Origin of the sequence: Mycolicibacterium vinylchloridicum (genome assembly GCF_013404075.1) — a bacterium.
GTDB classification, from domain to species: Bacteria; Actinomycetota; Actinomycetes; order Mycobacteriales; family Mycobacteriaceae; genus Mycobacterium; species Mycobacterium vinylchloridicum.
The window spans coordinates 1-22809 of record NZ_JACBJQ010000037.1 but is presented as its reverse complement, the minus strand read 5'-3'; the positions used below and the strand labels follow the sequence as shown (position 1 = coordinate 22809).

The window sequence follows — 22809 nt, the reverse complement described above, 5'->3', positions numbered from 1 at the left end:
GCAGACGCGAAAACCCCTAAAATGGGCGCAATTAAGGGGGTTTCGCGTCTGCTCGCGGGAGAAGTCCGCTACTTCTTGGCGGATTTTTCCACGAGCCCGTCGACGATCTTGTTGAAGTCGGCGGTGCCGAACGAGACGTACTCGGCGAGGTTCGCATAGTCCAGCGAGGCCATCACCGAGTTCTCCAGCTGGATGTTCATCAACCGTTTGGTGGCCTCGACCGCCTGCTGCGGCAGTTCGATGATCTTCTTCGCACACGCGATCGCCTCCGACAGCGGATCGGCGACAACATGATTGGCCAAGCCGAGCTCCACCGCACGCTGCGCCTTGATCCGCACACCGGTCAGAGCGAACTCCTTGGCCTGCAGCAGAGAGATCTGCGATCCCCAGACCAGGGGGCCGCCGTCTGCGGCGACCAGGCCGATGGACACGTGCGGGTCGGCGAAGAACGCGTTCTCGGCGATGTAGACGACGTCGGACAGCGCGGCCAGGCTGCAGCCGAGCCCGACCGCAGGCCCGTTGACGGCCGCGATCACCGGGATGCGGCAGCGGACCATCCCGATCACCAGATCGCGCCCGTGCTTGATGGTCTTCTGCCGTAACGCTTCATCGTTGCGTAGCTCGTCGAGGTAGTTGAAGTCGCCACCGGCCGAGAACGCCCGCCCGGCGCCGGTGATGACGGCCGCCCGCGCGGAGGCATCCTCGTTGAGCGCCTCCCAGATCTTGGCGAGCCCGACGTGCAAGTTGTCGTTGACGGCATTGAGGTCGTCGGGTCGATTGAGCGTGATGATCCGCAGCGGGCCGTCGGCTTCGACGAGGATCTCGTCAGGCATGTCGTACATAGTCAGACTCCTAGTCCAAGGATTCGGCCGGCAATGATGTTCTTCTGAATCTGTGATGTTCCGCCCATGACGCTTTGGGCACGGCTGTAAAGGTAAGCGCCGAAGAGCTCCTCGTCGTCGGTGCCGACGGTGGCCAGCGCGGCATGGCCGACCGATTGCTCGGTCCAGGTCATCAGCAGCTTGTCCAGGGATCCGTCCGGGCCGTGCTTGATGCCGTCGAGTTGCTCGGACAGACGCCGCCGCACATGCAGGCGCAACATCTCGGTCTGCACCCAGGCCCACGACAGTTCGTCGGGAGCCGGGCCGTCCACGCGAGAAGCCATCTGGCGTACCAGCTTTCCATAGCGTGCCGAGAAGCCCAGCGTCGAGGGCTCACGCTCGTGGCTCACAACGGTCATGGCCAGCTTCCAGCCATCACCCGGCGCGCCGACCATGTTTGCGGCGGGGACCCGGGCACCGTCGAACTCGACCTGGCCGAATTCCTTGGTGACACCGCTGATCATCTTCAGCGGCCGCTGGACGATTCCGTCCTGGTGCATCGAGATGATGAACGCGGAGATGCCCTTGTGCTTGGGTACGTCCTTGTTGGTGCGCGCCAGCACCAGGCACCAGTCGGCGCAATCGGAGTAGCTGGTCCAGATCTTATGGCCGTTGATGATGTACTCGTCGCCGTCGCGAGTCGCGGTCGTGGTCAACGAGGCCAGGTCCGAACCCGCGCCGGGCTCCGAAAAGCCCTGGCACCAACGCTCGGTGCCGTTGATCATCCCGGGCAGGAAACGCTGGGCCAGTTCCTGGCTGCCGTGGTGGCTCAGGCCGACCACCAGATAGCCCAGACTCGGCCGCGCGGGGGCACCGGCCTTGGCGATCTCCTCGTCGACGATCACGTCGAACACCGCCGTCTTGCCCTGCCCGCCGTACTCCACAGGCCACGACGTGCCGAAGAAGCCCGCCGCATACAGCGCCTGGTGCCACTCCCCGGCCTTGGCCCAGTAGGCGTCACCCGACGTCGGGAACTTGCCCTTCTGTTCTTTCAGCCAGCCACTGAGCCGCTCCCGGAAGGCGGCCTCGTCTGGCGAGTCACGAAAGTCCAATGGTCAACTCCTCCAACTTGACTGGCCAGGCCTCGGTGGCCGCCAGCACCCGACGCAGATAGATGTGCGCGAGGCACTCCCAGGTGTTGCCGATTCCGCCGTGTACCTGGATCGAGATCTCACTGACCGCCAGAGCGGCTCGCGCGCAATAGATCTTGGCAACCCGGCCCGCCTCCACAGCTTGTTCTGCGGGCAGCTCGTCGACCGCCCAGGCCGCATGGCGCAGGACGCTGACTGATCCCTCGATGAGGGCCAGCCCCTCTGCCAGCATGTGGGCGACGGCCTGATATGACCCGATGGCCGACCCGTATTGCTCACGCACCTTCGCGTATTCGGTTGCCAGCGCGAGGGTGCCGCGCGCGGCCCCCACCAGTTCGGCTGTCGTGACCGCCAACGCCAGCGCATACCAGCGCTGGGCCTCCTCGGCGGTCAGCTCCCCCAGGGCATCCGGGTTTCCGGAAGCCGCGGCGGTGATCCGGGTCAGATCGGCGGCGTCACGGGCGTCGCCGACTCCGACCGATTCGACGGTGGTTCCGGCAATTCGCAACGCAGCGCCCGCACCGTCGGCGTCGATCACCACGTCACCCACCGCGATGGTCGCCGGCTGCGGGTCGGTGCCGAGCAGACGGTACAGATCGTCGGCGAGCACCGGCCCCAGGAATGGGACGTCGACCAGACCGCGGGCGAATTCCTCTGCAACCAGGGCTACTTCGACGCCGCTGGCACCGTCGGAGCGCAGCGACCGCCAGCCGGTCGCGTCGACGGTCTTGGCCAACCGCGCCCGCCGGGATTCGTCGTCCAGGTCGGCAACGGACCCGGGGCCGAAGTCATCGGCCAGCTTGGCCGCGGCGTCGCGCAGCTGCTGCTGCTCACTGGTCAGACGTACGTCCATACTGCTCCTTGAGAACTCGCCGCAACGCCTTACCCGATGGCAGGCGCGGGATTTCGGGCACGAACACGATCTCACGGGGTCGCTTGTAGGAGGCCAGCTTCCCGGCGATCAGCGCGTCCAATTCCTCGGCGCTGACCGGCTCGGCGGTGGCCACCGCCGCGACGACCGCCTCGCCGTCGTTCGCGTCGGGTACCCCGAACACCGCGCAGTCCGCCACCGCCGGGTGGCCGTGTAGTACCGACTCGATCTCGACCGGTGCGACCTGGAAGCCGCGGACCTTGATCATCTCCTTGAGCCGGTCGGTGATTCGCAGCCAACCGTCGTCGAGGTAGCCGATGTCGCCGGTGCGGTACCAGCCGTCGCTGAATGCGCCGGCGGTCGCTTCCTCCGGCAGATAACCCGCCATAGCCGACTCCGACGACACCTGGATCTCGCCTGTTTCGCCCGCCACGACCGGCTCACCGGTTTCGGTGGACACGATGCGTACGTTCGGAATCGGCCGGCCGACGGTGTCGAGCCGTGCCTCGTCGCGCGGGCAGCACGCGATGACCGGTACCTCGCTGGTGCCATAGGCCGAGATCCACCCGACGCCGGTCCGCTGCGTCACCTCGTCGGCCACACTTGCGGTGACCGGCGTGGCACACCACATGATGTAACGCAGTGAGGACAGGTCGAACGTCTCCAGTTCCGGGTGTGATGCGATCGCCAGTGCGATTGGGGCGACGGCCATTTCGACGGTGATGCGGTCGTCCCGGATGGCGTGCAGCATGGTGTCGATGTCGAATCTGCGGTGCAGCCGCATCCAGGCACCGGCGTCGAGCACGGTGAGCATGTTGAGCAGACCGAGGATGTGCGAGGGAGGTGTGACGATCTGCATGCGATCAACCGCGGTCAGGCCAAGAGCCTGACGCCAGTGCCGCACCCCAGCGGCCAGCGAGCGGTGAGTGTGCCGCACCGCCTTGGGCATTCCCGTCGTGCCCGAACTGAAGACCAGCACCGCATCGGCATCCGGCTCAGGCTCATAGGGTGCCGGGTCGGCCGGAGTGATCGGCTCGTCGAGACTCAGCATCGGCATCACGCCGGCCAGCACCGGGCTGTCCCCGACCGCGTGGTCGGCCCCCGCCACCTCCAGCGCGTGACCGACGTCGGCGGACTTCCAGCTGGGACTGATCAGCACCGCCGATGCGCCCAGACGCCAGATGGCCTGCACCGCGAAGACGAACTCGGGCCGGTTCGTGGACATCACCGCGACCCGCTGGCCGGCCTGCACCCCGCGGTGCGCCAGTGTGTCGGCCAACCCGGCGGACAGCGCATCGACCTGGGATCGTGTGTAGATGCGGTCCTCAAAAGCAAGCACTCGCACGTCGCTCACGGCGCGGTCCGCTCGCACATGGTCAGTGACAATCCCATCGACAGGTCGGTAAGCCGAGAACATACTATCGCCAGTAGAGAATTGTATTCTCATCTGGGTAGAATGATAGTGCTCTAAACCCGAGGAGAGAAGTACATGGCCGGCTTGTCCTGGATGGCCACCATCACGCTGGACGGCAAGACGGTGACGGTGCCCGTCAACGACGGCGACACGATCCTGGAGACCGCCCGCCGGGCCGGCCTGACCCCGCCCTACAGCTGCGAGGCCGGAAATTGCGGCACCTGCATCGCGACGGTCACCGAGGGCAACGTCAAGATGCGCGTCAACGAGGTGCTCGACGACAGCGAGATCGACGACGGGCTCGTGCTCACCTGCCAGGGCGTGCCCGAGACCGACGTGACGCTGAGCTACGACGACTGAAATTCGTCGAGGGCCGGCGGTGGCCGATAGTCGGGCTGATACCCCACCACCCGCACCGGACTTCCGACCAGTCGGTAATCCCCCGCCCTCACGGTGACCTCCGGGGTCGCCTCGAGGGCATCGGGCAGCGATCGGACCGCCGCGGCCGGAATGCCCAGCGGGCGCAGCCGGGCCTCCCAGCCGACCGCCGAGTCGGCAGCCAGCGCGGCGGTCACGATCGCGAGCACCTCGTCGCGATTGGCTGATCGCTGCGCCATCGTCGGAAAGCCCTCGATCCCGGCCTCGGCGGCGAACGTCTTCCAGAAGCCGTCATGGGTGACGAACAGCGCCAGGTAGCCCTCCGAGGTCGGAAACAGCTGCGCGGGAACGTAGAACGAGTGCGCGCCGAACGGATGCCTGCGAGGGTGCACACCGTCGTTGAGATACGCCGCGGCCCGGTAGTTCAGCTGCGAAAACATCACATCACGCAACGACACGTCGACCTGCCCGCCCTCGCCGGAGACGATCATCGCGAGAAGCCCCAGCGCAGCGGTCAATCCGGTGGAATTGTCGGCCGACGAATAACCCGGCAGGGTAGGCGGAGCGTCGGGGTCGCCGGTCATGGCAGCCACTCCGGTCGCGGCCTGGATGACGTAGTCGAATGCCGGATCGTCGCCGCCGTCGAGCCCATAGCCGGTCAGTGCGACGCACACGATCTTGTCGTTGTGCACTCGCAGCGCGTCGTAGGTGAGCCCGAAACGCTTGATCACCGACGGCTTCATATTCACCAGTAGCGCATCGGATTCCGCGGCCAGCTCACCGAGCCGTTGCTGTCCGGCCGCAGAACCCAGGTCCAGGCAGACGCTGCGCTTGTTGCGGTTGAGGCTGGCGAAATAGCTATCGCCGACCTGACGCGAGATCTCCCCGCCGGGCGGTTCGATCTTGATGACCTCCGCACCGAGGTCGGCGAGCAGCATGGTGGCGTACGGGCCGGCCAGCATCGTGCCGACCTCAAGGATCCGGACGCCAGCCAGGGGAGCGGCGGGCAGGAGCGAAGCGACCCGGGGATCAGAAGAAGCCTTCATTGAACTTCGGCGGCGAGCTGGGAAATCACCTCGCGGGTGCGGTATTTCGACGCCACCAGCTCGTCGCGGGTCTCCCCGATCGGCAGCAACCGCACCGACAGGTCGGTCACGCCCGCGTCGGCGAATTGCTTGAATCGCTTCAGGATTGACTCTTCATCCCCGGCCGCACAGAGGTCGCCGACGGTCTTGGCATCTCCGCGGTCGAGCAGCTTCTGATAGTTGGGCGAGGTTTCGGCCTCGGCCAGGATGCGGTTGGCCCGGTCCTTCGCCGCTTCGATCTTGGAGTTCGCACACAGGGTGACCGGGATGCCGGCGACGATTCGGGGTGAGGGCCTGCCGGCCTCGGCCGCGGCCTTGTTGATCTTGGGAGCGATGTGCTCGCCAATGGCCTTCTCGTCGGCCATCCAGAGCGTGGTGCCGTCGGCATGTTCACCGGCGATCTGCAGCATCACCGGTCCCAGGGCCGCCACTAGCACAGGCATTTTGCTCTCGGCGCCCAGCGCGGTCGGGTTATGGACCGTGAAGTTGTCGTTCTCCACGTCCACCGGGCCGGGCCCAGAGATCGCCGCGTTGAACACCTCGAGATAGTCGCGGGTATAGGCGGCGGGTTTGTCGTACGGCAGGCCGAGCATGTCGCGGATGATCCAGTGATGCGACGGTCCGACGCCGAGCGCCAGCCGTCCGCTGGAGATGGCGTGGACCGAGAGCGCTTGGCGCGCCAGCGCAATGGGGTGTTGCGCCTGCAGCGGGACCACCGCGGTGCCGAGTTCGATGCGGGTGCTGTGCGACGCCATCAACGCAACCATGGTCAGCAGGTCGAAATCGTCGGGCACCTGCGGCATCCACGCGGTGGCCAGGCCCGCCGAATCGGCCCATTCGATATCGGCGATCAACTTCTTCACCTTGCGGGCCATGTCGCCGCGCTCGGCACCGATCATCACACCAAGACGCATTACTCACCCCACCTGTTCTGACGTCAGCGCCCGGACGTCGCGGACGAGAGTTTCCAACGAAGTTCCAGTCGGAAATACCGCGGCCGCACCGACTTCCAAGAGTTTCGGTACGTCGCTCAAGGGAATGGTGCCGCCGACGATGACCGCGATGTCACCCGCATCGGCAGCCCGCAGCGCGTCGACTGTGCGCTGGGTCAGCGCCAAGTGCGCACCCGACAGGATCGAAAGCCCAACGACGGCAACATCTTCCTGCAGAGCGATCGAAACAATGTCCTCGATCCGCTGTCGGATGCCGGTGAAGATCACTTCGAATCCGGCGTCGCGAAGCGCGCGGGCCACGATCTTCGCACCGCGGTCATGCCCGTCGAGGCCGGGCTTGGCGACCAGTACACGTGCGCTCAACTCAAGCCCCCGTTCTTCATAGATGACTCTTCGCGCAAGCGCTCATCGCGGCGCAACCCGTCCACTAGAACACCACCGGCTGCTGGAACTCGCCCCACACCGACTTCAGCGTGGACACCATCTCCCCCACCGTGCAGTAGGCATTCGCACAGTCGATCAGCTTGTGCATCAGGTTGTCGTCACCCTCCGCCGAACGGGCCAGTGCGGCAAGAGCTTCTTTCACGGCGACACCATCGCGTTCCGCCTTGACCTTCGCCAGCCGCTTGAGTTGTTTGTCACGGCCGTCAGCGTCCAGCTCGTAGGTGGCCAGGTCCGGCGCGGGCTCGTCGACGACGAACTTGTTCACACCGACCACCGGCCGCTCGCCGGATTCGACCTCCTGGTGGATCTTGTACGCCTCGTCAGCGATCAGACCCTGCAGGTAGCCGTCTTCGATGGACTGCACCATGCCGCCGTGGGCTTCGAGGTCGGCCATGATCTCGATGATGCGTTCCTCGGTCGCGTCGGTCAGCGCCTCCACGAAATACGAGCCGCCGAGCGGATCAGCCACCCGCGCAACACCGGTCTCGTAGGCCAGGATCTGCTGGGTGCGCAGCGCCAGCGTCGCGGACTCCTCACTGGGCAGGGCGAACGGTTCGTCCCAGGCCGCGGTGAACATCGACTGCACGCCGCCGAGCACCGAGGCCAGCGCCTCGTAGGCCACCCGGACCAGGTTGTTCTGCGCCTGCGGGGCATACAGCGACGCACCACCGGACACACACCCGAAGCGGAACATCGAAGCCTTGTCGGTCTGCGCGCCGTAGCGCTCCCGAACGATGGTGGCCCAACGACGCCGTCCGGCACGGTATTTGGCGATCTCCTCGAAGAAGTCGCCGTGGGTGTAGAAGAAGAACGAGATCTGCGGGGCGAACTTGTCGATGGTCATCCGGCCGCGCTCGACAACGGTGTCGCAGTAGGTCACACCGTCGGCGAGGGTGAAGGCCATCTCCTGAACGGCGTTGGCTCCGGCATCACGGAAGTGGGCGCCCGCCACCGAAATCGCGTTGAAGCGCGGCACTTCGGCGGCGCAGAACTCGATCGTGTCGGCGATCAGCCGCAGTGACGGCGTCGGCGGCCAGATCCAGGTGCCGCGCGATGCGTACTCCTTGAGGATGTCGTTCTGGATGGTGCCGGTCAGCTTCTCGCGCGGCACCCCCTTCTTCTCGGCAGCCGCGACGTAAAAGGCCAGCAGGATCGCCGCGGTGCCGTTGATCGTGAAGCTGGTGCTGATCTTGTCCAGCGGGATGGCATCGAACAGGATCTCGGCATCGGCCAGCGTGTCGACCGCGACGCCGACCCGGCCGACTTCTTCGCCGTACTCGGGGTCATCGGAGTCATAGCCGCACTGCGTCGGCAGGTCCAGGGCCACCGACAGTCCGGTGCCGCCCTGTTCGAGCAGGTAGCGGTAGCGTTCGTTCGACTCCTCGGCGGTGCCGAACCCGGAATACTGGCGGAAGGTCCACAGCCGTCCGCGGTAACCGCTGGAGAAGTTGCCCCGGGTGAACGGGAATTCGCCGGGAGCGGGAGGATCGCCACTGCGGTCGGCCGGTCCGTATACCGGCTCCAGTGGGATCCCCGACGACGTTTGGGATTGGTGGTCCATCGCTGGATACCGTACTTGCAGTTTAGGAGAATGCCAATACCGCTTTGGGCAAGTCGTGTGCAGTTTCGGTGGAAAGTGCTGGTGGCGAGCCCGAGCCCTAGGAGCGGAGACGTCCGGACAGCTGGTGCGCCGCCTCGAGCAACAGCGTCCCCAATTCGTGGCGGCGATTGGGCTTGAAGCGGGTCTCGACACCGGTGAGGCTCAACGCCCATGATGGCCGGCCGTTCTGATTGAACACCGCGGCACCGATGCCCCAGCTGCCCTCCACGATCAACGCCGGGTTCACGGCATAGCCGGTGATCCGGGTTGCCTCGATCCTGGCCCGGATCGATTCTTCGCTGTGGTCGGGGCCCCAGTCCGCCGCCGGCCGGGCCCGGGAGAAGTAGTCGTCGACCTCGCCTGGGGGCAGGTGACTCAGGATGGCCAGCCCGGCCGATGCCACGCCGAGCGGGAATCGAATGCCCTCCCGCAGGACGTGCGAGCGCAGCGGAAAGCTGCCCTCCACGCTCAAGATGCACACGGTTTCATCGCCGCGGCGGGCGGACAGAAAGGCGCTCTCCCCGGTTTCCGCCGCGAGCCGGTTGACCACGTCGCGGGCATGGCCGCTGACGTCATACCGGTTGGCGGCGACGGCGCCCAGCAGATACATCTCCGGCCCCAGGGTCCACCGGCCGGACTTGGTATCGCGGTCGATCAGCCCCACCTCGGTCAGCGAGGCGAGGAGCCGGTGGGCGGTAGGACGGGCGAGGCCGGCGACCTTTCCGAGCTCGGTCGTGGACGCGCCCGCGGGTTCGGCGGCACTGACCGCGCTCAGTAGCGCGGCGACCCGCGCGACAACGGGCGAGCGGTCCGGGCGGGCGGGCACGAGAGAAGATCCTAGGCGTTCATTCAATGAACGCCTTTGCGAACGGCTATCGCACTGCGAACACCTTCGTGGTGGATCGCCGCGAACGGTTGACTGCTCAGGGTGGTACTTGTTGAGTGGATACCCACCAAAAGTTTGCGTTTACAGAGTGAACGCCTGCTGGCTTTGGGAAGGGACGATGACATCGAAGGTGTATGAATCGGCTGCCAGCGCGGTGGCCGATATCACCAGCGGCGCGACGCTGGCCGTCGGCGGGTTCGGCCTGTGCGGGATCCCCGACATGCTGATCCGAGCACTCCTCGATGCGGGAGTGACCGACCTGGAGGTGTTCTCCAACAACTGCGGCGTCGACGACTACGGGCTGGGAATCCTTTTGTCCGACAAGCGTATCCGTCGCATCACCGCCTCGTATGTCGGGGAGAACAAGGAGTTCGCCCGGCAATATCTGGCCGGTGAACTCGAAGTCGAGCTGACCCCGCAGGGCACCCTGGCCGAACGACTGCGTGCCGGCGGCGCCGGGATCCCCGCCTTCTACACACCCGCCGGCGTCGGCAGCGTCGTCTCCGACGGGGGGCTGCCCTGGCGCTACGCCGGGGACGGCTCGGTGACGATCGCCTCGCCGCCCAAGGAAACCCGCGTGTTCGGCGACAAACGCTACGTCCTGGAAGAGTCGATCAACGCCGACTTCGCCCTCGTGCACGCCCTGCGCGGCGACACCAACGGCAACCTGGTCTTCAACAGGTCAGCGATGAACTTCAACCCGTTGTGCGCGATGGCAGGCCGCATTGCGATCGCCCAGGTCGAGGACCTGGTCGAACCTGGCGACATCGATCCCGCGACGGTGCATCTGCCCGGGGTGTTCATCAACCGCATCGTGCACACCGGAACGCAGGACAAACGCATCGAGAAGCGAACCGTCCGCTCGGCACAGGAAGCGAACTGATGACTGACGCAGCAGCCCCGGCAGGGTGGAACCGCGATCAGATGGCCGCCCGTGCGGCCGCGGAGATGATCGACGGCGAGTACGTGAACCTCGGGATCGGGTTGCCCACGCTCATCCCGAACTATCTCCGGTCCGATGTGCGGGTGACCCTGCACTCCGAGAACGGCATCCTGGGCACCGGCCCCTACCCCACCGAAGACGCGGTCGACGCCGATCTCATCAACGCGGGCAAGGAGACCGTGACGGTTCTGCCCGGGGCGGCATTCTTCGATTCCGCGCTGTCGTTCGGGATGATCCGCGGCGGCCACATCGACACCGCGGTGCTCGGCGGTATGGAGGTGTCCCAGACGGGCGACCTCGCCAACTGGATGGTCCCCGGAAAAATGGTCAAGGGTATGGGCGGCGCGATGGACCTCGTGCACGGCGCGGCGCGCGTCATCGTGCTGATGGAACACACCGACCGCGCCGGCAACCCCAAAATCGTCAAGCAGTGCTCGCTGCCGCTGACGGGCGTTGGCGTCGTCGACCGGATCATCACCAACCTGGGCATCATCGACGTCGTCGGTGACGGCACCCTGGTGCTGCGCGAGCTGGCTCCCGGCGTCGCGGCGGACGACATCATCGCGGCGACCGAGCCCGAGCTGACGGTCGAGCTCTCCGGCTAGGAGATCAGAAGCCAGACAGGATCACCGCGTTGGTGTCGGCGGCGGCCTGCCGCAGTTCACGCGCGGCGCGGTAGGCGTCCGAGTCGTACCACGCCCGGGCGGCCTCGACCGATTCGAACTCCAGTACCACCGTCTGATGGCCGTGCCAGTTGCCTTCGAGCACTTGCGGTTTGGTCTCGACGGCGAGCACCTTGACGCCACCCATCGCCGCGCCGGCAGCTTTGCCGTAGGCCTTCATCCCGTCCGGGTCTTTGATGTCCTCGGTCAAGATGACATATCCCTTGGGCATGGCGCTCCTCTCATGCGAGAATCAGGTTCTCGAATTTCGAGTGACAGATTTCCACGCAACTAGGGGTAATTGCAATGACCAATGTCGACGCTGACACGGGTGTGCTGGCAGGCGAGCAGCGGATGCTCATCGACGGGGAACTTCGGCTCACCGACTCCGGGGCGACGTTCGACGTCGTCCACCCGGCCTCCGAGGAGGTTGTCGGTCAGGCCACCGACGGCACCGTCACCGACGTCGAGCGGGCCACCACCGCCGCGCGCCGGGCGTTCGACACGACCGACTGGTCACGTGATCTGGAGTTCCGCTACCACTGCCTGAATCAACTGCACGAGGCGTTGACCGCCGAGCAGGAACGGCTGCGGCGCATCGTGATCACCGAAGTCGGTTGTCCGGTTTCGGTCAGTGGCTCGCAGATCGAAAGCCCGATCGCCGAGGTGAAGCACTGGGCCGACCACGGTCGCGAATTCGACTACCTGGTGGACACGGGGATCCACGAAACCCAGCTCGGCCCCGCGCGGCGCAAGATCCAGTACGACGCGGTCGGCGTCGTCGGCGCGATCACCCCGTGGAACGTGCCGTTCTACCTCAACATCGCCGAGACGGTCCCGGCGCTGATGGCAGGCAACACGGTGGTGCTCAAGCCGGCCCAGCTGACGCCCTGGTCGGGCACCGAGCTCGGCCGGATCATCGCCGAGAAGACCGACATCCCGGCCGGGGTGTTCAACGTCGTCACCTCCAACGCCAACGAGGTCGGTGCGGCGCTGTCCGCCGATCCGCGGGTGGACATGATCACATTCACCGGCTCGACGGCCACCGGTCGGGCGATCCTGGCCGCCGGCGCCTCGACCGTCAAGAAAACCCTGCTCGAACTCGGCGGCAAGTCGACCCACATCGTCTGCGATGACGCCGATTTCAACGCCTGCCTGCCGATGGCGGCGATGTTCGCCTGCGTGATGTCCGGTCAGAGCTGCATTTTGAGCAGCCGAGTCCTGTTGCCCCGCAGCCGTTATGACGAGGGTCTGGAGATCCTCAAGACCATGATGGAGAACTTTCCGGTCGGTGATCCGTGGACGCCGGGCATCATGCAGGGCCCGCAGATCAGTGGAATGCAACGCGAGAAGACGCTGGGCCTGATCGCCTCCGGTATCGCCGACGGCGCCCGGCTGATCACCGGGGGCGGCATCCCGGAGAACCTGCCAACCGGCTACTACGTGCAGCCGACCCTGCTCGCCGACGTCGACCCCACCTCCGAGATCGCCCAGACCGAGATCTTCGGGCCGGTGATCACGGTGACCCCGTACGACACCGACGACGAGGCCGTGGCGATCTCGAACAACACCATCTACGGTCTTTCCGGCGATGTCACCAGCGGTGACGACGAACGCGCGTTGAACATCGCGCTGCGGCTGCGAACCGGCAGCGTCACCACCAACGGCCACTCGTTCTTCGGCATCACCAGCCCGTTCGGCGGTACCAAGCAGAGCGGCCTGGGGCATCGCAACGGCGACGAGGGCTACCGGGAGTACCTGAACTCCAAGACCATCGGCGTGCGGCCCTAAGGGTTCTGCCGCGACACGTGCTCGCGGCCCAGATCCCCCACGGCTGCGACACCCATCAGCAGCAGCGTCTGCCTGATCTCGGCAGCGAGGATGTCCAGCACGGCATCGACGCCCGCTTCACCGGCGACGGCGAGACCGTAGAGGAACGGCCGCCCGATCAGCACCGCGTCGGCGCCCAGCGCCAGTGCGGTCACCACATCGGTGCCGCAGCGGATTCCGCCGTCGAGCAGGACCGTCGCCCGGTCGCCGACCGCGTCGGCGACGGCGGGCAGCGCGTCCAGCGATGCGGCGGCCGCATTGAGTTGGCGCCCACCGTGATTGGACACCACCACGCCGGTGGCGCCGACCTCGTCGACCGCGCGAACCGCGTCGTGGGGATCCAGGATGCCCTTGACCACAAATGGTCCGTCCCACCTGTCACGCAACGAGGCCACGTCACCCCAGTTGATGTCCGGGCGGATCTGACGGTTGTGCAGCGCCACTGATTGGACGGCTCCGGCCGCACCCGGCACGTCGGTGATGCTGCGCATCGTCATCCGGCGATATCGCAACAGGCCGTACCACCACCGTGGCCGGATCGCGGCGTCGGCAATCCGGCGCGGCGTGAGAATCGGCGGATGCCCCATTCCGGTGCGCCGCTCCCCGATTCGGTTGCCCTGCACCGGAACATCCACGGTGACAACCGCGGTCCGGTACCCGCAGTCGCGGGCGCGGTCGAGCATCGAGTCCATGAACGACGACCCCGGCACCGCGCGGTCACCCCACGGGTACAGCTGGAACCAATGGCTGGCCTGTGTGCCGGCGGCCACCTCTTCGATCGAATACGACGACGCCGTGCTCAGGATCGACCGGGTACCTGCGCGCTCGGCGGCGCGGGCGGCGCCGAGTTCCCCCGACCAATGCGCCAAGCCCGCCAGTCCGGTGGGCGCCAGTACCACCGGTAGCCCCAGGCGTTCCCCGCCCAGCGTCACCGACATGTCGACTCCTGCATTGCCGACCAGAACCCGTTGCCGCAAAAGCCATCTCGAGAATGCGTCCCGGTTGGCCCGCAGGGTCCGCTCATCCTCGGCGCCGCCGTCGAGGTAGGCCCACACCATCGTGGGCAGCGCACGCAGCGCCGCGCGCCGATAGTCCTCGACGCAGACCAGCGGCCGCGAGGTCCGCAACCGATATTGGAATGCCGGACTCATTTGATGGCGATCGGCGTGGTCGGCGACCCGACCGCATTACTGATGTGCAGCGGCGGCGCGACGAACAGAAAGCTCCAGCGTCCATCGGCCGCACAGTCGTCGGCGAGCGCCTCCAGGTCCAAGATCTCGGCCAGCGGCATGCCCATGTCGCGGATCAACACACAGTGCAACGGCATGATCGCGCCGTCGATCCCGCTGGGCATGACCTCGATACCCCAGTTGTCCGAACCGACCGCTGCCACCGCGCGCTGATGAAGCCAGCCGGCGCAGTCCAGCCCCAGGCCGGGTTCACCGCTCATCCAGCCGTCCCGCCCCTGCGCCACAAAGCGTGTCCGCCAGCCGGTCCGGACCAGAAGGAAGTCCGCCTCCCCCACTGTGACGCCCTGCGCACGTTCGGCGGCCTCGAGATCGGCCGGGGTGATGGCAGTCCCGGATTCGAGCCAATCGACGCCGTGCAGCCGGGCGATGTCCAGCAGCACACCGCGACCGGCGATCCTGTCGGTCATCGCGTCGACGGCCAGTCGGCGCGCCCCGAACCGGGTGCTGACGTCGTCGGCGGAATAGCCGTTGTAGAGCTTGCCGTCATAGCCGATGTGCGACAAGCCATCCCACTGGGTGCCCGACTGTAGCGGCATGATGATCCAGTCGTCGGACACTTGCAGCCCGTGCGGATCCCAATCCTGCGGCTGCATGGACATCAGGTGTACGGGATTGAGCCGACCGCCCATTCCGCTCTGTGGGCCGTCCTTGCCGACGGCGATGCTCAGCTGGAAGACCTTACCGGCGCTGACCTCGGCGGCGGCGGAGCGGACGTGCTGCGGACCGACCAGATTCAGGGTGCCGAGCTGGTCCTCGGGACCCCACCGGCCCCAGTTGGAGAGTTCGGCGCCGAGGTCCTTGAAGTCAGCAGTCACGCGTTACACAATTGCACAAGGTTGTAAATTCTGGAACGATCTGGCCGATGACCGCAGCCAGCCCTCCTCGGCTCGCATTCGACACCGCGGACCCGGAATTCGTGCGGCTTCCGTGGGCGCGCTACGAAGAGATCCGCGCCAGCGGCGGGGTGATCTTCAATGAGCGGGTGAACCGGTGGATGGTCAGCGATTTCGGCCCCGCCAAGATGATCCTCACCGACACCGAACGGTTCGGCTCGGAAAAGGGGCAGGCCGAACAGGCCGGTGTGTTCGGTGGCCCGACGATGGAGTTCTACGACGGCCCGCATCACGACCGGATCCGATCGATCTGGTCGCACGACTTCCGTGCGAAGGACCTGGCCGCACTGCGCCCGATGGTCACCGACATCGTCCGTCGCCGCCTGGAGCCGGTGCTGGCCCGGTTGCGGGCCGGCGAGACGGTCGAGATCGTCACCGAACTGACCCGCGGCATCCCCACCGAAGTGATCGCGCGGATGCTGGGCATCGAGTCGGCCATGGTCGACCAGTTCTCGGCGTGGAGCGACGCGATGGGCGCCTCGGCCGAGGGATATACGAATCCCGGAAAGCGCGGTGCGGAACTGATCGCCGCGGGCCGGAAAGCGACCGCGGAGCTCAACGCCTACCTGCGCGACGAGATCGCCAGGCTGCGGGATTCACCGGGCTTCGAGCCGGGGCTGATCGCCACGATGGTCCGGCATTCCTACGCGCGCAGTCACATGACCGAGCAGGAAGTGGTCGCGGGCAATACTCAACTGGTCTTCGCCGGTAACGAGACGACCGCCAAGCTGCTCGCCCAGATCGTCGCGACGTTCGCCGAGCACCCCGCCCAGCGTCGCGCCGTGCGGGCGGACCGGTCGTTGATCCCCGCTGCGGTCGAGGAGGTGCACCGGTACGAGACAATCACGCACTCGGTGTTCCGCGACGTGATCGCCGACGACGTCACGGTGGCCGGGGTCGCCATCCCGGCCGGTGCACGCATCACGCTGCTGCTCGGTGCGGCCAACCGCGATCCGCTGCGGTGGGAGCGGCCCGATCAGTTCGACGTGCGCCGGCCCAAGCTGTCCCACCTCGGCTACGCGTTCGGGTTGCACAGCTGCCTTGGCATGAACCTCGCTCGGTTGGAAGCTCAGGTCTTCCTCGACGAACTCATCGATGCCCTGCCGGACTGGCAGGTCCACGCTCCGATCGACTTCGGCACCAACTACGCCGTCCGCGGCCCGGCCGCCGTACGCGTCTCCGCATCCTGAGCGGTTCGTCTACATTCGACTGAACGGCTCTGGAGGCGCGCACATGATCTCACTCGAACTGCCCTACGTCACCGTGACGATCGACGACCGGGTTCGCAACCGTCTGGCTCGCGCCGGTGAACGGCTGCGCATCACGCTCACGTCATACCTGCGCAACGCCGCCGACGACCTCGACGGGCTGGGCCGCAAGGCCACCGCGGCCTGCCAGACCGCTGCCGTGCGGGTCGACACCGCGATGGCCGCGGCCAACGACCGCATCGCCTCGGAGCCGGCGGTCGGGGCGCCGCATCTGAAAGTCGTATGAGCGCCCCCGGCGTCTTCATCACCGGAGCCGCAGCGGGCATCGGCCGGGCGACCGCGCTGAGGTTCGCCGCGAACGGCTACCGCGTCGGCGCCTACGACGTCGACCTCGGCGGGCTGGCCTCGCTGCGCGACGAGATCGCCGCACGCGGCGGTGAGATCGTGATCGGTGAACTCGATGTCACCGACGCCAGCGCTTGGTCGGCGTGTCTGGCCGAATTCGCCGGCGCGGCAGGAAAACTCGACATCCTGGTGAACAACGCCGGGGTGCTGACCGCCGGCGCGTTCCAGGACGTCCCGCTGACCGCGCACCGCCAGATGATCGATATCAACGTCTATGGCGCGCTCGCCGGTCTGCACGCCGCGTTCCCCTACCTGCGCGATACCGCAGACGCCCAGGTGGTCAACATGTGCTCGGCGTCGGCACTCTACGGCCAACCCGAACTCGCCACGTATTCGGCCACCAAGTTCGCGCTGCGTGCGCTGACCGAGGCACTCGAGTTGGAGTGGCGGCGTTATGACATCCGTGTGCTGGCGATGTGGCCGCTGTTCGTCAACACTGCCATGACCGACGGCGTCGAAACCGGCAGTACGAAGTCGCTCGGGATCAACCTCGGGCCCGACGATGTGGCCAAGGCCGTCTTTTCGGCAACCCGTCGCGGTCGGCGCCGGCTGCCCAGGGTGCACTATCCCGTCGGCCGCCAGACCAGCGTGCTGGCGGCGATGTCGCAGGTGACCCCGAACTGGATGCAGCGGTTGCTCACAAAGATGTTGGCGCGGACGTAGTTTCGCGGCCGACATCAGCCGATAGCGGTGTAGGGCTTCCTCGGCGGCTGTTGATTCTGCCGAAATGATTGGCACAGGCCGGTATTGCTGGCCACGCACGGAATGCCGTTGATCGTGGGGGCACTTCCCTGCAGATAGCACTGCCCGGTGTACTGGTTGTTGATGTGGCCCGGCGGACATCCCTGCGCTGTCGCATGGGGCGACGCGACGATCCCCGTCGCCAGGACTGCGCACGCAAGCACCACACTCGTGCGCGTCAATATCGCAACCACAGTTTGCCTTTCCGCAGCCAGACTACGCTCTTGAAGCATTGCCAGAGCTCGTGATTAGTATCGTCGTCATGTCGGAGCCGACCGAAGAGACGACCGCAGCCTACGAATCGCCCTCGTCTCACCGTTCCGCCCGCCCATCCCGATCGACGAATTGGATCGCCGTCGCGGCGTTGGTGGTCGCGCTGATCGCGGCAGGCCTGGCCGGCTGGGCGCTCCTGCGGCCGACGCCCAAGACCCCGTCGCCCACCGTCGCATCGCAGAGCGGCGACCCCAAGACCAACGCCTGCACCGCCCACCGCACCGTGAGTACGGCGATTTCGCTGCAGAGCCACGCCGACCCGGGAGCCGAGGTGCAGGGCGTGGCGGCGAACGCCCGGCTGGCGATGTCCGGCGGCGCGACCTACCTGTTGGCCCACCTGAATCCCGGCACGCCGGCGGACCTCGCCGATGCGATTCGCACCTTCGCGGCCGGGTTGCAGGATATTTCGATGAACGCGTTAGCCGGGGTGCCCAACACCGACACGGCACAGGCGGACCGCCTGCGCAACGCCGAGTCGCTCAACACCCGGATCGCCGAACTCTGTAAATAGCCACTACGGCGAGTTTTACAGGTTGGGTTCAGCTGGCGTTTGCACGAAGTTCGGCAGTGCGCCAAGTGGGGGCCAGCCCGCAGCAATGGGCGTCTCCTTGGATTTCCCTGGCAGTGAACCACTCGGCGCCTTTGCCGGTTGATCTTCTTCTCCGAAGGGAATTCCGATCTTGTCCAAACACCGCAAGAAATCGCCCCGTGTGGTGACCCCAGCCTTCATGACCACGGGTATCGCCGGTGCGGCGATGGTGGGCGCGGGTGTTCTGTTCGCGACCACCGATGCTCCTGTCCCCGCAGCAGCGCCGGCTTACACGCTGACGTCGGTCGACTGCACGATCGGGGAGGCCGGTTGCGGCCCCGTCAGCCTGAAGACCGTCACGGGTGCCGCCTCGGCCAATGCCGCTGGTGACCTCGTCTCCATGTTCATCGGCAACGGCACCGCCGAAAACCCCAACGGCGGCTTGCTCATCGGCAACGGCTACAGCTACAGCGCAGCCGACGCCGCGCAGTGCACCAGCGCGTGCAACGGTGGCCGCGGCGGCCTGCTGATGGGCAACGGCGGCAACGGCTACAACGGCGGCAACGGCGGCAGCGCCGGGCTGTACGGGAACGGCGGTAACGGCGGCGACGCCCTGAGTGCCTCCGTCAACGGCGGCAAGGGCGGCAACGGCGGCAACGGCGGGCTGCTCGCCGGCAGTTCCTCGTCCGGCGCGCTCTTCGGCGGCGGCGGCGGCAACGGCGGCAAGGGTATCGCCGGCGGCGCCGGCGGCAATGGCGGCAACGCCGGTGCCCTGTCCGGTAGCGGTGGCACCGGTGGTGCGGGTGGCGCCAGCACGACGGCCGGTGTGGCCGGCGGCGCGGGCGGTAACGGCGGCAACGCCGCCAGCGCGCCCATCGCAGGTAGCGGCAGCGCCGGTGCCGGGGGCGCGGGCGGGGCCGGCTACGGCGGCGGTGCTACTGGCACCGACGGCGGCGCCGGCGGCAATGGCGGCAAGGGCGGCTTCTACGGCAACGCGGCGGGCGGTGCCGGTGGCGCCGGCGGTGCCGGCGGTGCGGGCACGGCGACCGGTGGCAACGGCGGCTCGGGCGGCACCGGCGGAACCGGCGGTCTGGTATCCGGTAACGGTGGCGCCGGTGGTGTCGGTGGTGTCGGCGGAACCGGCGGCACCGGGGCCGGCGGCAACGGCGGCACCGGCGGTAGTGGCGGCGCCGGCGGCGCGACCGGTAACGGTGGCGCGGGAGCGGCCGGTGGCGATGGCGGCACGAGCACGACCGGCGCCGGGGGCAACGGCGGCACCGGCGGCACCGGCGGCCTGGGCGGCAACAACGGTGGCGCAGGCGCAGCTGGCGGCAAGGGCGGCAAGGGTGCCACCGGCGGTGTTGGCGGCAACGGCGGCACCGGCGGCTTCGGCGGCTTCAGCGGTGGTGCGGGCGCGGGCGGAGGCACCGGCGGCGACGGCGCCACGACCGGCACCGGCGGCAAGGGCGGTAACGGTGGCACCGGCGGCGGCAGCGTCATCAGCGGCGGCAAGGGTGGCAACGGCGGCACCGGCGGCAAGGGTGGCGCCACCGCAGGCAGCGCCGGCCAGGGCGGCTCGGGCTCGATCGGCGGCAACCCGGGCAAGGGCGGTACCGGCGGCGCCGGCGGGTAATCCCTTCCTCAACAATCGAATCGGCCCCCTCCGAAAGGAGGGGGCCGATTTCGTTGGGGCAGTTGGCAGTTAGAGGTCAGGCACGTGCGCCGTTGAGCGCACACGCCATCTGCGCATTGTTGGCATCGGTGTTCATATCGTCGGCCGTCGCGTTCAGCGAGTCACCACCACCACGAATCCCCATGATCAGCAACAGCTTTGCCGCCCGCAGTGACCAGGACCGCATCGGCGCTGCAATATCGCCGGGAAGCCCCGGCGTCGACGCCGCCGACATGGCGGCAGCGGCGGACTCGCGCAGCGCGGTTCGGCCGTAGACATTCGCATTCGCGACGTTCGGGTCGTCGTAGTTGACGCTGTTTCCGTTGCCGGCGGAATCGTAGGCGAAGTCCTCGTAATACGTCGCCGCGTGGTCCAGCGCCGCCCCGAATTGCTTACAGGCGTCGGGCACCGCAGAAGCCTCTGGCGCATCCGGCGGGGCCGCGGCCACCATGACGGGCACAGGGCCCGGCGCGGGGGCTGGTTGTTCGGTCTGCTCGTCGGGGTCGGCCGCGGCGACAGGCGCAGCAAACAGGGCCAACCCGGACACCACCAACGCTGCAGTCAGTGTCTTGCCTTGTCTCAGCGGTGATCTCATCGCGTCCTCCTGGATCGTGGGCTCCCCCGAACCGTCCCGGCTGGATGGTCCAAACCAGCCCAACCCGCACCCGTGACGTCAGGGTTGCGCAGGGTCAGGACGAAGTGATCATGGGTGGGATAGCTGACTCAATGGTTAACAAGCAACGAACGCCGGGCACCGTCCAAGGATCGATCGGGTGTCACCTTCACCGGCTTCGCGCCCAGTTGATACCGCCTTGAGACCGAAAACCGCCCGGATGACGGTCCGCGGGCGCGCATGACGCTCGGTAGACGGTAATCGGGCGAGAGTTATTGGGGTGGTGTTTACCGGCGAGACACCCTCCAACTCAATGATTCCTCCGAACGACACAGTGGTTATCAACTACGAGAGGCGCCAACACGACATGTTGAAACGCTTTGCCGCACTGGCTGGAGTATGCCTGCTGGCACCGATCGGAGCGGCCCCGCTCGCGCTCGCCGACCCGCCGGCCGATCCCAACGTGGCACCTGTCGCCAACGCCGGACCGGTGCCCGGCGGCCCTGCAGGACCGGTACCCTCCGCGGCGCCCGGAGTTCTCAAGACGCCCGACGGCTGGTCTCTCAGCGTGTCGGGCAAAGACGAGTCGATCGAACCCGTTGCCTCGCTGACGAATTCGCCGTGGTCGCGGGAATACCTCGTCGACGGGACCTTTAACGGTTCGGTGACCGGCGGCGGCGACACCAAACTGGCCGGCGGCACCCTGGAGGCCGGCTACCAGATCGGCTGCGGCATCATCCAGGACGACATCGAATCCATCGCCACCGGTGGTATCACCCCGGGCGTGGGAATCCCCTTCGTGAACGGCTCGCTGCTGCCCGTCACGCTCGGCCTGTCGGCGTCGTATCAGATGAAGATCGACCTCAAGCCCGGCGTGGTGAACATCGTTCCGGTCGGCAAGAAGGAATTCAAGGGCACCGCCCCCCGAATCTCCATCACCGGATTCCGCATCAAGATCGACGGTTGCGCTGGCCAGTCCTTCATCCGGTCGTACGCAACGCTGACCAGCTCCACCGACAACACCGACGACGTGGTGACCTACCTCGGCGTCACGAAAGCTGTTTAACAACTTCACATCGCCGTTCCCGCACTCGGCTGCCCGTCATCGACGTGGTGGTGGGCAGCCGAAATGCACCACCGGAAACCTCCGCGGGAACGCCCAGTGGATGAGCATCGGGTGCGCAGCGTTGGTGCCCCGTTCATCAATTGGACACACCACCAATCGATCATTCCTCAGAATCCAATGTATTGAGACGGAAGGCGCCGACAGGACATGTTGCATCGCTTTGCCACCGCGGCTGCAGTTTGCATGCTGATCCCGATGGGAGCGACCCCGCTCGCATTGGCGGACCCGGCGGATCCGGCGGCGCCGCCCGTCGTCGACGCAGGCGCTCCCCCACCACCACCGGACACCGGCGTGGTCGCCTCCTCGGTTCCCGGTATCGCCAAGACACCCGACGGCCGGACGCTGACGGTGGTCGCCAAGGATGAGACGCAGGTGCCGGTTGCCCCGCTCACGACGTCCCTGTCGTCTCGCGACTGGGTGGTCGGTGCGACGTTCACCGGCACCACCACCGGTTCGGTGTCCGGCGGAACGCTGGAGGCGGGCTACCAGGTCGGGTGCGGCGTCGAAATGGACAAGGTCAAGCTCATCGGCTCGGTGGGCGCCAGCTTGGGCAACGCCAGCCTCGGCACCGGTGGTCTCTCGCTACCCGGAACCATCAGCTTCCCGGTCTCGGGCCAGATCGAAGTCGATCCGCGGCCGGGCACGATCACCAACGTCGTCGTCGACAAGAAGAAGTTCAAGGGCACCTCGGCCCGAATCACGCTCAAGGACATCCACATCAAGATCGACAACTGTGTCGGCGCTTCGTCGCTGCGCTCGTACGCGGTACTGACCAGCTCCGGGACCGACGCCGACGACATCGTCGCGTACTACGGCATCACCAAAGTCTTCTGACAACGGTGCGTCAGATGTACCGAATGCTCGTCAAGGGCGCGGCGCTGGCCGCACTCGCTGTCGGAGCGGCGGTCGCCCCCATGGCGACCGCCGCGGCCGATGAGCCGCTTCCGGAACCATCAGCTTCCCGGTCTCGGGCCAGATCGAAGTCGATCCGCGGCCGGGCACGATCACCAACGTCGTCGTCGACAAGAAGAAGTTCAAGGGCACCTCGGCCCGAATCACGC

General features: G+C 66.9%; 25 protein-coding genes. 12 read left to right on the top strand and 13 right to left on the bottom strand.

What is annotated here, in order from left to right; genetic code table 11:
- Positions 1-68 precede the first annotated feature (68 nt).
- Genes HPC46_RS24800 through HPC46_RS24785 form a run of 4 tightly spaced genes read right to left on the bottom strand, consistent with a single transcriptional unit; the run spans position 69 to position 4197 of the window.
- Positions 69-842 carry an enoyl-CoA hydratase/isomerase family protein gene (locus tag HPC46_RS24800; protein ID WP_179474847.1) on the bottom strand — a complete coding sequence of 258 codons (774 nt, stop codon included), beginning with the start codon at positions 840-842 and terminating at the stop codon, positions 69-71.
- A gap of 2 nt (positions 843-844) precedes the next feature.
- Complete coding sequence (locus tag HPC46_RS24795; protein ID WP_179474846.1) at positions 845-1933, bottom strand: acyl-CoA dehydrogenase family protein; 1089 nt, start codon at positions 1931-1933, stop codon at positions 845-847.
- Complete coding sequence (locus HPC46_RS24790) at positions 1920-2825, bottom strand: acyl-CoA dehydrogenase family protein (RefSeq protein WP_179474845.1); 906 nt, start codon at positions 2823-2825, stop codon at positions 1920-1922. The genes HPC46_RS24795 and HPC46_RS24790 overlap by 14 nt, the downstream gene beginning before the upstream one ends.
- Positions 2803-4197: a class I adenylate-forming enzyme family protein gene (locus tag HPC46_RS24785; protein ID WP_325096761.1), complete on the bottom strand. Its 1395-nt coding sequence runs from the start codon at positions 4195-4197 to the stop codon at positions 2803-2805. The genes HPC46_RS24790 and HPC46_RS24785 overlap by 23 nt, the downstream gene beginning before the upstream one ends.
- A gap of 135 nt (positions 4198-4332) precedes the next feature.
- Between HPC46_RS24785 and HPC46_RS24780 the strand changes: the two genes are divergently transcribed.
- Positions 4333-4617, top strand: a complete 285-nt coding sequence (locus tag HPC46_RS24780; protein ID WP_179474843.1) for a 2Fe-2S iron-sulfur cluster-binding protein — start codon at positions 4333-4335, stop codon at positions 4615-4617.
- On the opposite strand, the gene HPC46_RS24775 is transcribed toward HPC46_RS24780, so the two are convergent.
- The 5 genes from HPC46_RS24775 to HPC46_RS24755 form a co-directional block, all read right to left on the bottom strand.
- On the bottom strand, positions 4605-5681 hold the full coding sequence (locus HPC46_RS24775) for a CaiB/BaiF CoA transferase family protein (RefSeq protein ID WP_179474842.1): 1077 nt from the start codon (positions 5679-5681) through the stop codon (positions 4605-4607). The genes HPC46_RS24780 and HPC46_RS24775 overlap by 13 nt on opposite strands.
- Positions 5678-6634, bottom strand: a complete 957-nt coding sequence (locus HPC46_RS24770) for an LLM class F420-dependent oxidoreductase (protein ID WP_179474841.1) — start codon at positions 6632-6634, stop codon at positions 5678-5680. Before HPC46_RS24770 ends, HPC46_RS24775 begins: the two co-directional genes overlap by 4 nt.
- Positions 6635-6637: 3 nt before the next feature.
- Complete coding sequence (locus HPC46_RS24765; RefSeq protein WP_179474840.1) at positions 6638-7036, bottom strand: cobalamin B12-binding domain-containing protein; 399 nt, start codon at positions 7034-7036, stop codon at positions 6638-6640.
- 64 nt (positions 7037-7100) lie between these two features.
- Positions 7101-8678 carry a methylmalonyl-CoA mutase family protein gene (locus HPC46_RS24760; protein WP_179474839.1) on the bottom strand — a complete coding sequence of 526 codons (1578 nt, stop codon included), beginning with the start codon at positions 8676-8678 and terminating at the stop codon, positions 7101-7103.
- Between the two features lie 97 nt (positions 8679-8775).
- Complete coding sequence (locus HPC46_RS24755) at positions 8776-9543, bottom strand: IclR family transcriptional regulator (protein WP_179474838.1); 768 nt, start codon at positions 9541-9543, stop codon at positions 8776-8778.
- 178 nt (positions 9544-9721) lie between these two features.
- On the opposite strand from HPC46_RS24755, the gene HPC46_RS24750 reads away from it, so the two are divergent.
- On the top strand, positions 9722-10486 hold the full coding sequence (locus tag HPC46_RS24750) for a CoA transferase subunit A (protein ID WP_179474837.1): 765 nt from the start codon (positions 9722-9724) through the stop codon (positions 10484-10486).
- Complete coding sequence (locus HPC46_RS24745; protein ID WP_179474836.1) at positions 10486-11151, top strand: CoA transferase subunit B; 666 nt, start codon at positions 10486-10488, stop codon at positions 11149-11151. Before HPC46_RS24750 ends, HPC46_RS24745 begins: the two co-directional genes overlap by 1 nt.
- A 4-nt stretch (positions 11152-11155) precedes the next feature.
- Here the strand turns inward: HPC46_RS24745 and HPC46_RS24740 are convergent, their stop codons facing one another.
- Positions 11156-11440 (bottom strand): DUF1330 domain-containing protein, encoded by a 285-nt coding sequence (locus HPC46_RS24740; RefSeq protein WP_179474835.1) that lies wholly within the window; start codon positions 11438-11440, stop codon positions 11156-11158.
- Positions 11441-11514: 74 nt separating this feature from the next.
- Between HPC46_RS24740 and HPC46_RS24735 the strand changes: the two genes are divergently transcribed.
- The gene (locus HPC46_RS24735; protein ID WP_179474834.1) at positions 11515-12999 is read left to right on the top strand and encodes an aldehyde dehydrogenase family protein; all 1485 of its coding nucleotides are present in this window, start codon (positions 11515-11517) and stop codon (positions 12997-12999) included.
- Here HPC46_RS24735 and HPC46_RS24730 read toward each other — a convergent pair.
- A complete protein-coding gene (locus HPC46_RS24730) occupies positions 12996-14189 on the bottom strand; it encodes an alpha-hydroxy acid oxidase (protein ID WP_179474833.1) in 1194 nt (397 codons plus the stop codon). The two genes, HPC46_RS24735 and HPC46_RS24730, sit on opposite strands and share 4 nt — an antisense overlap.
- A complete protein-coding gene (locus HPC46_RS24725; RefSeq protein WP_179474832.1) occupies positions 14186-15103 on the bottom strand; it encodes a cyclase family protein in 918 nt (305 codons plus the stop codon). Before HPC46_RS24725 ends, HPC46_RS24730 begins: the two co-directional genes overlap by 4 nt.
- Before the next feature lie 47 nt (positions 15104-15150).
- On the opposite strand from HPC46_RS24725, the gene HPC46_RS24720 reads away from it, so the two are divergent.
- From HPC46_RS24720 to HPC46_RS24700, 5 genes are all read left to right on the top strand, one after another.
- On the top strand, positions 15151-16371 hold the full coding sequence (locus tag HPC46_RS24720) for a cytochrome P450 (protein WP_179474831.1): 1221 nt from the start codon (positions 15151-15153) through the stop codon (positions 16369-16371).
- A 43-nt stretch (positions 16372-16414) separates the two neighbouring features.
- A complete protein-coding gene (locus tag HPC46_RS24715; RefSeq protein ID WP_179474830.1) occupies positions 16415-16675 on the top strand; it encodes a hypothetical protein in 261 nt (86 codons plus the stop codon).
- Positions 16672-17457 carry an SDR family oxidoreductase gene (locus HPC46_RS24710; RefSeq protein ID WP_179474829.1) on the top strand — a complete coding sequence of 262 codons (786 nt, stop codon included), beginning with the start codon at positions 16672-16674 and terminating at the stop codon, positions 17455-17457. The genes HPC46_RS24715 and HPC46_RS24710 overlap by 4 nt, the downstream gene beginning before the upstream one ends.
- Positions 17458-17797: 340 nt before the next feature.
- Positions 17798-18319, top strand: a complete 522-nt coding sequence (locus HPC46_RS24705) for a hypothetical protein (protein ID WP_179474828.1) — start codon at positions 17798-17800, stop codon at positions 18317-18319.
- A gap of 217 nt (positions 18320-18536) precedes the next feature.
- Positions 18537-19970 (top strand): hypothetical protein, encoded by a 1434-nt coding sequence (locus HPC46_RS24700; RefSeq protein ID WP_179474827.1) that lies wholly within the window; start codon positions 18537-18539, stop codon positions 19968-19970.
- 76 nt (positions 19971-20046) lie between these two features.
- Here HPC46_RS24700 and HPC46_RS24695 read toward each other — a convergent pair whose 3' ends face one another.
- Positions 20047-20604, bottom strand: coding sequence for an Rv2240c family protein (locus tag HPC46_RS24695; RefSeq protein ID WP_179474826.1), 558 nt, complete (start codon positions 20602-20604; stop codon positions 20047-20049).
- Positions 20605-20989: 385 nt separating this feature from the next.
- Between HPC46_RS24695 and HPC46_RS24690 the strand changes: the two genes are divergently transcribed.
- The 3 genes from HPC46_RS24690 to HPC46_RS35985 all read left to right on the top strand — a co-directional run.
- On the top strand, positions 20990-21688 hold the full coding sequence (locus HPC46_RS24690; RefSeq protein ID WP_179474825.1) for an MspA family porin: 699 nt from the start codon (positions 20990-20992) through the stop codon (positions 21686-21688).
- A gap of 207 nt (positions 21689-21895) precedes the next feature.
- Complete coding sequence (locus tag HPC46_RS24685; protein ID WP_179474824.1) at positions 21896-22582, top strand: MspA family porin; 687 nt, start codon at positions 21896-21898, stop codon at positions 22580-22582.
- Positions 22583-22700: 118 nt separating this feature from the next.
- The coding region (locus tag HPC46_RS35985; protein WP_407665560.1) for an MspA family porin at positions 22701-22809 on the top strand (109 nt) is incomplete at its 3' end.

Excerpts from the sequence above, each read along its gene's own strand:
- HPC46_RS24775 (WP_179474842.1), bottom strand. The coding sequence starts at position 5,681 with ATGAAGGCTTCTTCTGATCCCCGGGTCGCTTCGCTCCTGCCCGCCGCT.
- HPC46_RS24735 (WP_179474834.1), top strand. The coding sequence starts at position 11,515 with ATGACCAATGTCGACGCTGACACGGGTGTGCTGGCAGGCGAGCAGCGG.
- HPC46_RS24720 (WP_179474831.1), top strand. The coding sequence starts at position 15,151 with ATGACCGCAGCCAGCCCTCCTCGGCTCGCATTCGACACCGCGGACCCG.
- HPC46_RS24685 (WP_179474824.1), top strand. The coding sequence starts at position 21,896 with ATGTTGCATCGCTTTGCCACCGCGGCTGCAGTTTGCATGCTGATCCCG.
- HPC46_RS24790 (WP_179474845.1), bottom strand. The coding sequence starts at position 2,825 with ATGGACGTACGTCTGACCAGTGAGCAGCAGCAGCTGCGCGACGCCGCG.
- HPC46_RS24770 (WP_179474841.1), bottom strand. The coding sequence starts at position 6,634 with ATGCGTCTTGGTGTGATGATCGGTGCCGAGCGCGGCGACATGGCCCGC.
- HPC46_RS24780 (WP_179474843.1), top strand. The coding sequence starts at position 4,333 with ATGGCCGGCTTGTCCTGGATGGCCACCATCACGCTGGACGGCAAGACG.
- HPC46_RS24740 (WP_179474835.1), bottom strand. The coding sequence starts at position 11,440 with ATGCCCAAGGGATATGTCATCTTGACCGAGGACATCAAAGACCCGGAC.
- HPC46_RS24700 (WP_179474827.1), top strand. The coding sequence starts at position 18,537 with ATGACCACGGGTATCGCCGGTGCGGCGATGGTGGGCGCGGGTGTTCTG.
- HPC46_RS24745 (WP_179474836.1), top strand. The coding sequence starts at position 10,486 with ATGACTGACGCAGCAGCCCCGGCAGGGTGGAACCGCGATCAGATGGCC.
- HPC46_RS24715 (WP_179474830.1), top strand. The coding sequence starts at position 16,415 with ATGATCTCACTCGAACTGCCCTACGTCACCGTGACGATCGACGACCGG.
- HPC46_RS24730 (WP_179474833.1), bottom strand. The coding sequence starts at position 14,189 with ATGAGTCCGGCATTCCAATATCGGTTGCGGACCTCGCGGCCGCTGGTC.
- HPC46_RS24760 (WP_179474839.1), bottom strand. The coding sequence starts at position 8,678 with ATGGACCACCAATCCCAAACGTCGTCGGGGATCCCACTGGAGCCGGTA.
- HPC46_RS24690 (WP_179474825.1), top strand. The coding sequence starts at position 20,990 with ATGTTGAAACGCTTTGCCGCACTGGCTGGAGTATGCCTGCTGGCACCG.
- HPC46_RS24705 (WP_179474828.1), top strand. The coding sequence starts at position 17,798 with ATGTCGGAGCCGACCGAAGAGACGACCGCAGCCTACGAATCGCCCTCG.
- HPC46_RS24695 (WP_179474826.1), bottom strand. The coding sequence starts at position 20,604 with ATGAGATCACCGCTGAGACAAGGCAAGACACTGACTGCAGCGTTGGTG.
- HPC46_RS24750 (WP_179474837.1), top strand. The coding sequence starts at position 9,722 with ATGACATCGAAGGTGTATGAATCGGCTGCCAGCGCGGTGGCCGATATC.
- HPC46_RS24800 (WP_179474847.1), bottom strand. The coding sequence starts at position 842 with ATGTACGACATGCCTGACGAGATCCTCGTCGAAGCCGACGGCCCGCTG.
- HPC46_RS24710 (WP_179474829.1), top strand. The coding sequence starts at position 16,672 with ATGAGCGCCCCCGGCGTCTTCATCACCGGAGCCGCAGCGGGCATCGGC.